Source organism: Methanobrevibacter thaueri, assembly GCF_015062915.1.
Taxonomy (GTDB): Archaea; Methanobacteriota; Methanobacteria; order Methanobacteriales; family Methanobacteriaceae; genus Methanocatella; species Methanocatella thaueri_B.
The window spans coordinates 33,630-47,746 of record NZ_SUTJ01000004.1 but is presented as its reverse complement, the minus strand read 5'-3'; the positions used below and the strand labels follow the sequence as shown (position 1 = coordinate 47,746).

Below are 14,117 nucleotides of genomic sequence, written 5' to 3'. Positions count from 1 at the left end.
TCAAGGGAGATAACTATATCCAAAGTGTGTTTTCAATGCCTAAAAAAAATAAAAAGGTAAGGATTAATAAATCCTTAAATCTATTCACCTAATGCTTTTTTGATTGCAGGGGTTGCATCAATTCTTTGAGCATCGAAGGTTAATTCTTCTGGTGATAATCCCATAGCTAATCCGTATAATTGAGCTAAGTGGAATACAGGTAATGCAAAGTCAGTACCGTATTTTTCATTAACTTCCACTTGACCTTGGTCAAATTGTAAGTGGCAGAAAGGACATACGTTAACAATTGCATCTACACCAGCTTCGGTCATGTGATCGAGTTTTTCTTTAGTGAAACTAGTAGTTACATCTAAATCTCTGGATCTTAAACCTCCACCTGCACCACAGCACATCATTTTGTCTTTGTAGTCAACTGATTTAGCACCAGTGATTTCTACAAGGTCATCTAAGATGGATGGGTTTTCAGCTTGTTCTTCGATACCAATAGTTTGGGTTGGTTTTAAGAAGTGGCAACCGTAGTGTACAGCAACATTTAAGTCTAAAGGTTTTTCAATTAATGAAGCTAATTTTTCGAAACCAACGTCATCTCTTAAGATTTGAGCGAAGTGTTTTACGTTTATAGTTCCTTTGTATTCTCTTCCGATTTCAGCTAAGTTTGCGTTGATTTCAGCTTTTTTCTCTTCACTTTCTTTTAACATGTGGTTACATTCGAATAATGAACCGAAGCATCCGTTACATTCGGTCATGATGTCAGCACCCATGTCTTCAGCAATAGTTAAGTTACGAGCTGCGATAGTAGCCCAGGTTTCTTCATCAAAAGAACCGAATACACCAGGAGCAGGACAACAGGATGCTCCTTCCATGTCTTTTAATTCAATATCTAAAGCTTCAAATAATTTTCTGGTAGCTTTTTCAACACCAGGATAACGGTTGTTCATAATACAACCTAAGAAGTATGCAATTTCCATAATATAACTCTCCTCATAAATCTATTCTTTTAATCCACCGGTTTCTTCATCATAACCGATTAATTCATCAAATCCAGTGATTTTACATATTTTTTGTACTTCAGCTAATGCTTCAGGGAAAGCATGAGTTGTTGGTGGAATTTCACTGAGACCAATTTTAGTTCTTAAAGCTTTGGTAGCATCGTTGATTGGTACACCGTGACCGGTATTCATTACAAATACACCAGTCATTTTGTGAGGTTTAGCCATATATCCTGCGTGAGCAGCAATGTTACGTGCTTTTTTGATAATTTCAACGATTTTAACACTTCTGAGACATCTTTCTTGGCAGGTGTAACAGGTGGTACACATCCATAATGCGTCATCAGTGATAACTTCTTCTTTTAATCCGAGTAAACATTTTCTGACAATTTGTCTTACTTTGTACGGAGTTCTTCTTCCAGATGGGCAACTTCCACTACAGGTACCACATTGGAAACAGTGTTGTACAGTTTCGATTCCTGCGTCAATGAATTCAGCAGTGAAATCTGGATCACGGTTTGCATCAGTTAATAATTCTTTATCAGTCAATAAAGTCATTTTATCTCTCTCTTTATCATTTGTTTTTTCTTCAACTTCCTCAACATCTTCTTCAGGAGCGTCTTCATCTTCGTCGACAGTTTCAGTTTCTTCAGCAACTTCTTCTACTTCAACAGGAGCTTCAGTTTCTTCAGCAACTTCAACTTCTTCCACAATTTCTTCAGATGAATCTTCAACTGCTTCTTCAGCAGCCTCATCTTCTACAGGTTTGATGTCTTTCTTGAAAGTTAAATCTACGGTTTTATCTCCGGATTCGGTTACAGTTTCTGTTTTCTCAATAGAAACTTCCTTTTCCCCTTTGGAGATATTAACACTTACTTTTTTTGAAGATGTAACTTGGACATCATCAGATGTGTTTGATACATCGTTATTGACGTCACTTTCTTCTTTGTCTCCTTTAAACAAGGATTTTAAACGATTTACTATAGACATTGAAAACACACCTCGGATTATCATCGGATTATCTCCTCAAATCCATAATAATATTCTTTAAAATAGCATATATAAAGGTTACTAAAAATTTGGCTAGTGTAATCATAAAGGTTACACTAAATGAAAAATTTATATTAACCTAAAAAATCAAAGATTAACATAATAATTAAAAGGAAGTATCAGATGATAAAGAAATTTGAAATAAAATCACATGACGGACCTGGAAGAATCGGTAAAATAGACGGGGAGCTAACACCAAAACTGTTTTCAAGAAGCGACTTGAAAATAGCTCCAAGCGAAGGATCCGCATATAACATTGACCGTGAAATAGCCGAATTCAATGTGAGGGAAACATTAAGGCTGGCTAAGGAAAACGTGGATGAATGTGACGTTGCAGTCATACAGGGATCAAAATACCTCGATTTGAGAATTGAATGTCTTAAGGAACTTGAGGAAATAGGATACAACGGATTCATTATAGCCAATGGAGACAGTCTTCTGACCAATTCAAGAGACCTGGTTGAAATCATTGTAGAACTTAAAAAACAAGCAAAAAAATCCAGTTACTTTATTTTCCCATTTACCGAAGTGTCATTCATGCCAATATTGACTTATATGGGAATTGATGGATTCCTAACAGATTCCGCCAATTACTACAGCCATTTGAATGTGCTGCAAACCCCAACCAAGGCATATGATTTGAATGAATACCCACTTTATGAAGACATATCTCAAAGGGATTTGGAAAAAAAGAACCTTGAGAACATGGAATTCGTAATCAGGGAAATCCATGCACATATGAAAAACAGGTCATTGAGAAATCTTGTGGAGGAGCGTTCAGGAACAACCCCTCAAAACATCTCAACATTAAAGATTCTTGACAGAAACTACATGGATTATCTTCTTGAATACACACAGTTATTCTGATATTTCAAATGATTCGATAATGTTTTTGAATTCAGTTTCGGACTCGCCGGAAATGTCCAGAGTCCTCAATTCAAAAATATAAATGTCCTTCTGTTCGATAAAGACATAAGTGTGAATGTCAAAGTTGATTTCAGGAGTGTCCATATTTGCATGAAGTTTAATGGCATCCTTTCCAGCAATATGGATGAAATCGGATGCTAAAACCACCCCACCATCATCTGAAATTGCATTTTCCATGAAAACCTTAAAGTCATCCAAAGTGGTGGCTGTTGGAAATGAAACCGCATTTATCAGATTGTCATTACCCTTGGACAAGGTTGCAAAGCAATCCGGATTGGAGAGAGTGTCCGCATTTTCAGCTTCCCAGTTATCCGGATATGTGAAAGTGATTTTACCGGTATTAAATGTCCTCATCGTCTTCCTCTTTTTTGTGTGAGACATCAATTGTTTCCGGAGCCTCTTCGATAGTGTCAATGTATTTTGAGAATGGTTCTGGAAGCTTTGGCATTACCTCTTTTAGGATTTCTGCAGCATCAAGTTCAAGCGCCTGGCCTGAAAGCAACTGATCCACGTCAAAGTCAAAGTCGAATGGCTTGAGCAGGTCATCGGTAGGTACCCTTAAATTGATTTTATTCTTGTTGAGTATCATCTTAAGAGTGCTTGTGTTTCTGATTTGCTCATTCATGTCCTCAACAGTGCTTCTTATGTCATATGCTATAGCCTTATTCTTCTCGTTAACCTCATGTTTTGTTTTTTCAATTGACTTTTCAAGGTCCTTAACGAGAAGCGCGTTTCTCCTGTTGATGTTGTCCCTTGCCTCATCAATCACAACATTGATTGCATTAAGGATTGACTTGTTCAACTCGACATTGTATGCTAGAATCATCTTGTTTTTATAGTCGAGTTCCTTAAAAATAGCTACTCTTTCATCATCGATTTTAGTAATCTTTTTGTTCAGCTCATGAATCTCATCTTTTGCCTCCAATAGCTCTTCCTTATCAGTTAATTGTTCCTTTAAGGAATCCACATCATCGAAAAATGAACCTTTAAGGGTTTGGATTTGATTTTTAAGCTCTTCTATTTCAGCATCCTTTCCCTCAATGATATGGTAGAATTCATCGAGCCTTTCATCTGAAAACTGATTGTCAATCAATTTTTCATAATCTTCCTGTGACAATACCTTTACCAAATCATCATCTTCAAATGGGTCTTCCTTCTTGAGGCTGACCTGTTTTTGTTTTGATTCTTTTTCAACTGTATTGCCGTCTTTGTCTTTGCTAGTATACTTTTTGGTGTATACCCGAACAGTTCTAAAATCATCACTTTCCATTATTGACACCACTCTATAATTATAAATAAGATTAGTTTAATTTAAATAGTTAATGCTAAAAAAAAGAAAAAAAAGAAGAAAAAAATTTATTTGCCTTCCCTTTCAATCCACAACAACATTGCCTCTTCAATTGCTTTAGAGTACCATCCAGTCTTGAATAACATCTTACTGGAGGCAATTTTGCGAAAATGCAAGTCAATGTCATTATTGATGCTGATTGTAACGCGTCTGTTTCGAGTCATAAAATTAGATAGTGCACACTAGTTAATAAATGTTTTAGTGCTATATAAATTCAATTCAACGCTAAAGAAACATTATTGTTGTTTTATTGTAATGTCAATAATTACGGCAACATATTATCTTGAACCTCTCCAGCTTGTAGAAGCTGGAGATTCTTAGGCCATACCCATTGTTTTGTCAAAGCATTTCCATTCGTAATAATATTCGAATTTGCCTTGACCAATAGGTATGAAATCTACTAAGCATAGCACCATTGAACCAGTGGCGCGTAGAGCTTCGTCTAAAATATTTTTTGCAGCGTTAACATCTCTTTGATTTATGCTGTGGCAGTGTGGGCATTCCCATTCTCTTTCATCACGACCTAATCCGTGATTTATTTCACCACAGACACTACATTTTTTACTGGAAGGGAACCATCGATTGATTTGTACAAATTTGCGTCCGTACCATTCTGCTTTGTATCGTATCATTTCAATGAGTTTTCCCCATCCGATTTCGTGAATGCTTCTACTTAAACTACCTTGACGAATCATTCCTCGTATGTTTAATGTTTCCATTGCTATGAATTCACAGTGTTTTACAATATTATAGGATATTTTATGATAATAATCGTTGACAACATTGTTTTTCTTGATTATCCATTTGTGGAGTTTTTTTAGTGTTTTTTTCCAGTTGGATCCACCTTCTTTTTGGCGTGCCAGTTTTTGATTGTAATATTGTATTCTGCCGTTTATTCTTTTCAAATCAGGTTTAGGTATGACTTTTCCATTGGAAAAAGTTAGAAAATCTGTTAATCCCACATCTATGCCTACATATAAAGAAGGGCCGGAAAATGTTTCCCTGGGTTGTATTTTTTCTACTTCGTAGACTATGCAGACGAACCATTTTCCGTTTTCTTTTAGGATTGTGGCTTCTTTGATTTTGCCATCGATGTCTCGTTTATGTTTGACTTCAATGTATCCGAGTTTGTTTAAGCGTAGTTTGTTATCTTCCCACCTTATTGAGGCTTTTATTCCGTTTTTAGTTTCATATTCGTTGTTTCTGAGTGTGATGGATCGTACTGGATTTTTTTTAAGGGACTTGAATTTAGGATACCCAGTTCTTCCATCATAGAATCCTTCATATGCTTTTATTAAACGGTCGGTGGATGCCTGGATACAAGTGGATTCTGCTTTTTTCAGGAATGGTTTTTGTTTTTTTAGATTTCTTACGATTTTTTGTGTGTAATTACGGTTGATTTTACATGTTTTTCCTATTCCAAATTCTTTGACTAGGTTTTCACGGTAAATGCTGTATTCTAATGTTTTGTTGAATACATAACCGGTTGCCCGTAAATTGAAATTTAATTCCCCTTCTAAATCCTCATCAGGGACAAACTCAATCTTATCGGTCAAAATAAAAGTTTTATCAACCATAATTGCTCCCCCACACTTTTTTAGACAAAGATCTCATTAATTTAATTTGTATACTCGAAAAAAAAACATGGATTTTAATTTTTTTTGATTAATCATCAAAAAAAGAATATGTTTTCTTTTCTTAATAACAACTTATATACATTTATAATAAATAGAGTTTATCTAAGAGCATTTGGAAAGTAATACAGTATATTTTTTTTGCAAAAAAAATTCTAAAAATACAAAAACTCTCTTAAAAGTGCAATTCATCTCCCGGCTTAAAGAAGCCGGAGAATTCTTGCACAATAATGTTAAAAATTACATGAAATGATAATCATAATTCTTTTCTAATTCTTTTTAAACATGTTATTTAGACAAAAATCTCTCCAATTTTATTTTAAAATGCAAGTAAGTGCTTGCATGCAAAAACCTTTAAATATAATCGTTAATATATTATAAAAAAGTATTGTATCCCAGACACTAAAAAATGGAGATGATAAAATGAAAACAATCATGTTGGGATCATTAGGCGTATTGGCCCTATCACTGGGAATTCTATGCGCTGCGACAATATTAATACCAGTTTAAACATCATGAAAAATGTGCATTGAAATCATATTTCAATGCCAAACATTACTATTTTTAATAATCTTATTAAGAGCGAGTCATTGAATGATGAAAATAATAATCATCAACACTCAAAAAGGAATTCATAATGGATTATTCCATCTTCCAGATATTCATCTGAAACCTTCCTGAACCCCAATGAGATGTAAAAATCAGTTAGATATGCCTGGCCTGAAAGTCTGATTTTGCTTTTGCCCAAGTCATTGACAATGAAATCAATTGCCTTTTTCATCATCACTCTTGATATTCCATTGCCCCTATGAGATTTCTTAACAATCACTCGACCTATCGCCATTTCTTCATATGAAACGTTTTCCGGAAGAATTCTTAAAACTGCTATGATTTCATCATTATCCTTTAAGAACAAGTGGTAGGAGACTTGATCCTTGTCATCCAGGTCCTGATAGACACAATCCTGTTCAACCACAAATACTTCCACTCTCAATTTTATGATATCATAGAGCTCATCGAGAGACAGCTGGTCGAACTTCTTTAAAACCCATTCCATAGTTCCACCTATTCAATCCAGTGGCAGGCGTTTGGATTTTACCTTGTCCTTGAGTTTTTTCAGGTCGTCGGATATTATGAATATTTTCTCCCCATCGACGAATGTCTTGTAGCTCCATCCGTCTCCATACTGGGAAATTTCATACTGTCCGTCAATAGGATTTTCAACCGGAATCTCTTCAACAGGTTCATTTGAGTCATTATAACGATTTTTGATATTGTTGATATTTGCTATTGTCATGTAAAAGTCTTTAAATATTGGGTTTCCCAATTGACCTTGAATGAACCATTTGCACACATCATTATAATTGATTCCTGTGTTTAGTGATGATTTGAATAGTGATTTAGTGTGTAGATATTCATTTAGAATCTGTTGTGAATGTTTATTGAAATATTTAAAGTTATAATTACCATATTTCAATTGTTCATGAAGTAATTTTGATTTTAAGAAATTATTCCGTTTTTCCAAATTATTTAATATTTCATTCCCATTCATTAGGTATATCTTTGATTTTTAAAGCATATAAATTTATTAATGAGTAAAGCCAAATATAAGTATACTAGTAAACTAATTGTTACTTAGAGGTGTATAAAAATGAGTATTAAGAAAGTTGTTGTCGCCGGAGGAGGCGTACTTGGAAGCCAAATTGCACTTCAAACTGCATACTGTGGATTTGATGTTACCATTTGGCTTAGAAGTGAAGGATCAATTGAAAGAGCTCAACCAAAACTTGAAAGATTCAAAAACATATATGTTGATACTCTTGAAGCAATGAAAACCGATGCAAGCCAATACTGCAGAGGTTTAGCAAAATCAACTGACCTAAGTGATGATGAACTCGATGAATTAAAACAACAAGCACAAGACGCATATGACAGCTTAACATTAACAACAAGTTATGAGGAAGCTGCTGCAGATGCTGACTTAATCATTGAGGCAATTGCTGAAAATCCTGAACAGAAAATAGCATTTTATACAGAACTTGCAAAATACATGGAAGACAAGACCATCCTGGTTACAAACTCCTCAACATTGCTTCCGTCAATGTTTGCCGAACACACAGGAAGGCCTGAAAAATACCTGTCACTTCACTTTGCAAACACAATATGGAAAAACAATACCGCAGAAGTAATGGGACACCCTGGAACCGAACAGGAATACTACGACCAAGTCGTGAAATTCGCTGAAGACATCAACATGATTCCATTGCAACTCAAAAAGGAACAACCGGGCTACATCCTAAACTCCCTATTGGTTCCATTCCTAAGTGCTGCTGAAGCATTGCTTGCAAATGACGTTGCAGACCATGAAACCATTGACAAAACATGGATTTTAGCTACAGGCGCTCCTGCAGGACCATTCCACATTCTAGATATTGTCGGACTTACCACAGCTTACAATATCGTGATAATGAATCCTGAAGCTCAAGACCCTGAAACCATTCCTGGAAAAATAGCTAAAATGCTTAAGGAAAAAATAGATGCTGGTGAAACCGGTATTAATGCTGGAAAAGGATTTTACGAATACTAAAATCCTTTTTTATTCTTTTTTTAGATTTAAATCAATTGACTTTAATGTTAATTCATTGAATGTTTCCATGAACTGGGAATCCAAGTCATTCAATCCCATGCTCTTTTCCCATCCATCGTTGATTTCATACATGACAGGGATGAATTCTTCTGCCTTTGGAGTTAATTTCAAGATATATTTGCGCTTATCCAAGGTTGATCTTTTCCTTAAAACCCAACCGTCACTGACCAGTTTTTTAACTGCCTTTGTTATAGCACCCTTTGTCAAATATAAACCGTCGGACAAATCCTTTTGATTTAATTCTTCACTTTCATGTATCATCAATATGCACAATGCCTGTATCAGACTCAAATCATATCTTGAAAGCTCGTCATTAAGGTATTTCTTATGGTTCTTATGGAATATGAACAGTATGTCTCCTAAACGGTTAGAATCATAGAAACCCATTGTTTTTTCAAATTTCATTACTTTATATTATATTTCAACAAATATTTAAATGATTTTCAGAAACATTTGGAAAGACTTATATATTGCGAAAACATATATAATAATCGATATGAAGTTATGTTCATGTCTTCACTAACCTCAAACATTTTCTAATCTCCAAAATGTTTGAAAAACAGTTATATTCTGGAAGTTATAAACCTCAACTTCCACTCCCCCTTTTTATTTTTACAATTACCACACATACAACCAAATATTTTCTGAAATTTAAAGTTTAATGTTTAAAATTATTTACTAAAAATTAAAAGTGCAACTTGAAAAACAATTTCACCATATCACTTTTAGAGATTATTGAAAAAAATTAATGAACAAAATTATAAAAATTATAACATAACGATAAAAAATCAAATAAAAAACATTTATATAATATGAAAATATAACTAATAATCAATGTGAAGTAAAATTCACATCTATATGAACATCAGTCAACCATTTTATAATCTCCAAAATGATTCGAAAATGTTCAAAAGGAAGTAGAATACAGGCTACTTCCCCACTCCCCCTATTTTTAAAAAATTAAACATCATCAAGTATGCTTTCATCCGCTCCAGCAATTTCAACCAGATATTCAGCTTCAACAATATGGAGCTTGGATGGAATTATGATACAATGGAGAGGACCACCAAAATCAAAATCAATCAGCTCAGAAATCTTGCCTGCACGAACGACAACATCCTTTGATCCCACACGTGCAATACCCATAGCTAGAGTGTCCTCATCAATCATGCCCTCACGGTCCAAGTCATCCTTAATGTTCATAAGATACTCTAAACCCTGATTGACTGTCATGTAACGATCCTTATGAGCCTGGATATCAAGCAACACAAGAGTGTGCAAGTCCATTTTAAGATTTTCCTCAATGGCCTCATATGGAGATTTAGGATAAAAATTGTAATCAGGGAAAGGTATTGTGGTGACCTTACCGAACTTATATCCCTGAAGACCTGAAATGGCCGGTGCTGAAGACAATATGGATGAACCGTGGATTACCTCAAAATCAATTCCCTTTCTTGAGCATTGAACCAGAAAATCACTGTGAGTGGTTGCAATCAAAGGATCCCCCCCGGTAATCAATGCAACATCAGAAGTCTTGGCCTCCTCGATGAACTTATGTTCCTCTTCAACCTCACCCCTGACAAGAACTTCAATCTTTTGGCCAACCAACTCCTCGATAGCCTCAAAACTTGAACCGAATAATCTTGATGTGAAAAATTCCGCATAGATTTTATCAACATTTCTTAAACACTCTAATCCTTTAAGAGATATGTCTTTTTCATCAAACAATCCTAAACCAACTAAATAAAACATACTACTATTTATAATAATTTAAGCATAAATAACTTTATGAAATGTGTAAAGGTTCCATTAAAACAGTTGAATGACACCCGGATAAAATTAATGGAAAACGGACTTATGAACATGGAATACCGCATCAAGGCCGGTGATGATTACGGTTACATTCCAATTAATGAGGATGTTGACGATTATGAGATTGTGGACATTGAACTGGAGCCAATGAAAAGGGTTCCCCACAACTTTTCTGAATTGCTAGAAGGAGAATTGACAGAAGAGGAAATTGAAAACCTGAGAACCTCCTTTGACACCATTGGAGACATTGTGATTTTAGAGATTCCCGAAGATTTGCAGGATAAGAAATTTAAGATTGGTGAAGCGGCTCTTAAATTCACCAAGAGAAGATCAATCTATATGAAAAAAAGTGCAATCAAGGGAACAACACGTGTAAGGGATTTGGAGTTTCTTGCAGGTGTTGACGATTCAGTGACCATTCACAAGGAACATGGAGCAAGATTGAAGTTGGATGTGAGGGAAGTTTATTTCTCACCAAGACTTGCAACCGAGAGAAAGCGTGTTATGCAAAGCGTTCGTGAGGGTGAAGAAATCCTTGACATGTTTTGTGGAATCGGACCGTTTCCAATTGTCATTGCAAGAAACAAAAATGTTGAGATTACCTCAGTGGACATTAACGAGTCCGCCATCAAGTATCTTGATGAGAATATCAGAATGAATAAGCTCAAGGGTAGCATCACCACATTCACAGGAGATGTTCGTGAAGTCAGCAAATCATTTAACTCAAAATTCGACAGAATTATCATGAACCTTCCAGGCCTTGCCTATACTTTCCTTGACGTTGCTGTTGATTTAATTAAAGATGGTGGAATAATCAATTATTATGAGTTTTCAGACTCATATGAACAGGGAATAAAACGTCTAAAAGATGCAGCTAACGCTGTCGGAAAAGATGTTGAAATAATTAATTGTCGAAAGGTCAAATCCACTAGTCCAGGTGAATGGCATGTGGCTATTGACGGAAAAATAAGTAAAAGATAGAAAAGATTAAATCTTTTCTATTTAGAATTGGATCCTGTTACCGGTCCAATCGTCATCATCATTGAATGCATTGAATTTCTTTTCGTCTTCAAGATATTGTTCCATATCCCTGTATAATTTGACTCTAAAGATATCAGGGTAAGCAATATATAACATATCACCGTTTTCACTGGTTTCTTTTACATAGGTTTCTTCAAACTCAATGATAGAGTCGTCTTCTTTATTGAAATGGTGTACTTCATTAGCGCATAAAATCTTGAAGTGCACGAAATCGTCTTTTAATAATTCCTTAACCAAATCCTTGATTAAAGGAGGATAAGTTTTTCCTTTACCGCTTTTTATCTCCATATTATCTCCTCATTAACAGTCTTAACAATTATCAAATCTCTAAGTATTACAAAACTGTAAATTTTAATCAAATAAAGCAAAACCATTATTTTGATTGAATTTAACTAGAAATTCCTAAAATGTTATTATATAATTTAAATTTTATTGCTTAAATAGTTTATAGATAAAAATTTGAATAGGATTATGACCTAAATTGGGTCGATAATTCCTTTCTCAGTAATGATTCCTGTGATTAACTCTTTTGGAGTAATGTCAAATGCAGGATTGATAACATCAGTTCCTTCAGGACAAATCCTTGCCCCACCATAGTATCTGACCTCATCGCCGTCCCTCTCTTCGATAACTGTATCGTAAATTGATATCTCATTGTCGAAAGTGGAATATGGTGCTGCCACATAAAACGGAATGCCATGGTGTTTTGCAGCCAATGCAACCATGAATGAACCGACCTTGTTTACAACTCCTCCTTTAGCGATTCTGTCTGCACCTATTACAACCTTATCAATTTTACCCTGTGACATTAGAAATCCTGATGCAACATCAGGAATGAGTTTGACTGGAATGTTTTCCTGTTGCATTTCCCAAACGCTGAGGCTTGCCCCTTGACCACGGGGACGGGTTTCATCACATATCACGTTAATGTTTTTACCTGCATCCCTTGCAGCCCTTATGACTCCCAATGCGGTTCCATAGTCAACACATGCAAGGGCACCTGCATTACAGTGAGTCAATATGGTGTCTCCATCATCAATTACTTCTGCACCATACTTTCCAATGGCTCTGTTTGTTGCCATATCCTCTTCATACATCTTAAGGGCTTCTGCAAGTGGGTCTTGACTAGCCAATACTCGGTCAACTGCCCAAAACAGATTAACAGCTGTTGGTCTTGCAGCCTTGATTTCTTCTGCAGCCTTGTTTAAATCCACTCCCTGAATATCTGCCAAAGCCATTCCAAATGCGGCAGACACACCAATAGCAGGAGCTCCACGTACGGTCATGTTTTTAATTGCAACAATGACATCCTGATAATTATCACACCAGACATAAGTCAATTCATCAGGAAGTTTTCTTTGATCAATAAGTTTTAATTTGTTATCTTCCCATTCAAGTGTTTTCATTTTAACACCTTGTTCAAAAAAAGTATAAAAAAATTGAAAGCATAATTAACGTTAGTTTCTAATTTTTTTATGTATAACAATACAATTAAAGGTTTATAATTATGCTTCCCGTCTAATTTAATATCCAAAATTGGATTGATTAGAGATGTATTTACATACATCTAATTATTATTTTTTCGATTATCATTTATAAATATTTATAAAAATGCCTAAAATTTATGAATTTTTAGGTTTACCTAATAAATTTAAGCATTCTCAGTCATGATTGGAACAACTTGTTTCTTACGGGAAACTACACCCTCAAGCAAAACAGTGTTGTCAACCAATTCAACATCATATGCCTTTTCAACCAGTTTAGCGTCTTTACCTAATGCGATAACCTGTGAATTGCTGTTAACAATGTCAGTGATTAAAAGCATGAATAAATCAAGTCCTTCCTCTTCGATAATCTTGTTAATGCCTGCTTCCAAATCATCCTTCATTGCCATTACATCGGAGATGTCAGCTGTGTTGACCTGGTTCACAATTGACTTTACGTCCTTAAAGTCAATTTGTTTGGCATCCAATGCTAAAATTTCATCAATTGTGAAGCTGCTTAAGTCTGTTCCTGCCTTAAGCATTTCCAAACCGTATTCCTCAGCATCAACTTCAGCGATTTTTGCAAGTTTTTCAACTGCCAACTTATCATCTTCAGTTGTGGTAGGGGATTTTAAAAGCAATGTGTCGGAAATGATTGCAGACAACATCAATGTAGCAATTTCTTTTGTGATTTCAACACCATTTTCTTCATACAATTTGCATAGGATTGTTTCAGTACATCCTACCGGTTCAAATCTTAAGAATAATGGGTAGGAAGTTTCCAATGCCAATTTATGGTGATCAACAACTTTTAGGATATTTGCATTTTCAAGATTGTCAACAGATTCTGCAGGAGAGTTGTGATCAACGAGAATGACATTTGCACCGTCTTCAACATCATCCAAAAGTTCAGGTGCATCCATGCCCAAATAATTTAAGATAAATTCAGTTTCTTTGTTAATGTTTCCTAATCTGTAAGCTTTTGCATCAGCATTTCCTAATTCGTTTTCCAAGTTTGCCATTACAATACTTGATGTTATTGTGTCACTATCAGGACTTTTATGTCCAAAAACATAAGTTTCTACCATATTATCTTTTCCTAAATAAAATTCTATAAAAATTAATGATATTAAATATGTTTTTTATCAATATTTAATATTACTATGATAAATTAAAAAAAATAAG

Annotated in this window: 16 protein-coding genes; 3 read left to right on the top strand and 13 right to left on the bottom strand. The window is 34.9% G+C overall.

The window, feature by feature from the left end; all coding sequences use genetic code 11:
• Positions 1 to 80: 80 nt before the first annotated feature.
• Positions 81 to 968 carry a CoB--CoM heterodisulfide reductase subunit B gene (gene hdrB / locus E7Z78_RS03845; RefSeq protein WP_303723870.1) on the bottom strand — a complete coding sequence of 296 codons (888 nt, stop codon included), beginning with the start codon at positions 966 to 968 and terminating at the stop codon, positions 81 to 83.
• Positions 969 to 989: 21 nt separating this feature from the next.
• Positions 990 to 1,979 carry a CoB--CoM heterodisulfide reductase subunit C gene (hdrC, locus tag E7Z78_RS03840; protein ID WP_303723869.1) on the bottom strand — a complete coding sequence of 330 codons (990 nt, stop codon included), beginning with the start codon at positions 1,977 to 1,979 and terminating at the stop codon, positions 990 to 992.
• A 183-nt stretch (positions 1,980 to 2,162) separates the two neighbouring features.
• Here hdrC and E7Z78_RS03835 point away from each other — a divergent pair, with 183 nt between their 5' ends.
• Positions 2,163 to 2,906: an archaeosine tRNA-ribosyltransferase gene (locus E7Z78_RS03835; RefSeq protein ID WP_303723868.1), complete on the top strand. Its 744-nt coding sequence runs from the start codon at positions 2,163 to 2,165 to the stop codon at positions 2,904 to 2,906.
• Here the strand turns inward: E7Z78_RS03835 and E7Z78_RS03830 are convergent.
• The 6 genes from E7Z78_RS03830 to E7Z78_RS03805 form a co-directional block, all read right to left on the bottom strand.
• On the bottom strand, positions 2,898 to 3,320 hold the full coding sequence (locus E7Z78_RS03830) for a PsbP-related protein (RefSeq protein WP_303723867.1): 423 nt from the start codon (positions 3,318 to 3,320) through the stop codon (positions 2,898 to 2,900). The genes E7Z78_RS03835 and E7Z78_RS03830 overlap by 9 nt on opposite strands.
• Entirely contained in the window at positions 3,307 to 4,236 is a 930-nt protein-coding gene (locus tag E7Z78_RS03825; protein WP_303723866.1) for a hypothetical protein, read from the bottom strand. Before E7Z78_RS03825 ends, E7Z78_RS03830 begins: the two co-directional genes overlap by 14 nt.
• 86 nt (positions 4,237 to 4,322) lie before the next feature.
• Positions 4,323 to 4,478: a hypothetical protein gene (locus E7Z78_RS03820; protein WP_303723865.1), complete on the bottom strand. Its 156-nt coding sequence runs from the start codon at positions 4,476 to 4,478 to the stop codon at positions 4,323 to 4,325.
• A gap of 153 nt (positions 4,479 to 4,631) precedes the next feature.
• Positions 4,632 to 5,891 carry a transposase gene (locus E7Z78_RS03815; RefSeq protein WP_303723864.1) on the bottom strand — a complete coding sequence of 420 codons (1,260 nt, stop codon included), beginning with the start codon at positions 5,889 to 5,891 and terminating at the stop codon, positions 4,632 to 4,634.
• A 670-nt stretch (positions 5,892 to 6,561) separates the two neighbouring features.
• Positions 6,562 to 7,005 (bottom strand): GNAT family N-acetyltransferase, encoded by a 444-nt coding sequence (locus tag E7Z78_RS03810; protein ID WP_303723863.1) that lies wholly within the window; start codon positions 7,003 to 7,005, stop codon positions 6,562 to 6,564.
• Positions 7,006 to 7,017: 12 nt separating this feature from the next.
• Positions 7,018 to 7,245, bottom strand: a complete 228-nt coding sequence (locus tag E7Z78_RS03805; protein ID WP_303723862.1) for a hypothetical protein — start codon at positions 7,243 to 7,245, stop codon at positions 7,018 to 7,020.
• A 354-nt stretch (positions 7,246 to 7,599) separates the two neighbouring features.
• On the opposite strand from E7Z78_RS03805, the gene E7Z78_RS03800 reads away from it, so the two are divergent.
• A complete protein-coding gene (locus E7Z78_RS03800; protein WP_303723861.1) occupies positions 7,600 to 8,535 on the top strand; it encodes a 3-hydroxyacyl-CoA dehydrogenase in 936 nt (311 codons plus the stop codon).
• A 9-nt stretch (positions 8,536 to 8,544) separates the two neighbouring features.
• Here the strand turns inward: E7Z78_RS03800 and E7Z78_RS03795 are convergent, their stop codons facing one another.
• Positions 8,545 to 9,000 (bottom strand): MarR family winged helix-turn-helix transcriptional regulator, encoded by a 456-nt coding sequence (locus E7Z78_RS03795; RefSeq protein ID WP_303723860.1) that lies wholly within the window; start codon positions 8,998 to 9,000, stop codon positions 8,545 to 8,547.
• Positions 9,001 to 9,555: 555 nt separating this feature from the next.
• Complete coding sequence (dph5, locus tag E7Z78_RS03790; protein ID WP_394354858.1) at positions 9,556 to 10,347, bottom strand: diphthine synthase; 792 nt, start codon at positions 10,345 to 10,347, stop codon at positions 9,556 to 9,558.
• A 36-nt stretch (positions 10,348 to 10,383) separates the two neighbouring features.
• Here dph5 and E7Z78_RS03785 point away from each other — a divergent pair, with 36 nt between their 5' ends.
• On the top strand, positions 10,384 to 11,388 hold the full coding sequence (locus tag E7Z78_RS03785; protein ID WP_303723859.1) for a class I SAM-dependent methyltransferase family protein: 1,005 nt from the start codon (positions 10,384 to 10,386) through the stop codon (positions 11,386 to 11,388).
• A 21-nt stretch (positions 11,389 to 11,409) separates the two neighbouring features.
• Here E7Z78_RS03785 and E7Z78_RS03780 read toward each other — a convergent pair whose 3' ends face one another.
• The 3 genes from E7Z78_RS03780 to E7Z78_RS03770 form a co-directional block, all read right to left on the bottom strand.
• Positions 11,410 to 11,736 carry a hypothetical protein gene (locus E7Z78_RS03780; RefSeq protein ID WP_303723858.1) on the bottom strand — a complete coding sequence of 109 codons (327 nt, stop codon included), beginning with the start codon at positions 11,734 to 11,736 and terminating at the stop codon, positions 11,410 to 11,412.
• Positions 11,737 to 11,924: 188 nt separating this feature from the next.
• Entirely contained in the window at positions 11,925 to 12,854 is a 930-nt protein-coding gene (gene mtnA, locus E7Z78_RS03775; protein ID WP_303723857.1) for an S-methyl-5-thioribose-1-phosphate isomerase, read from the bottom strand.
• A gap of 245 nt (positions 12,855 to 13,099) precedes the next feature.
• On the bottom strand, positions 13,100 to 14,020 hold the full coding sequence (locus E7Z78_RS03770) for a manganese-dependent inorganic pyrophosphatase (RefSeq protein ID WP_303723856.1): 921 nt from the start codon (positions 14,018 to 14,020) through the stop codon (positions 13,100 to 13,102).
• Positions 14,021 to 14,117: the final 97 nt, after the last annotated feature.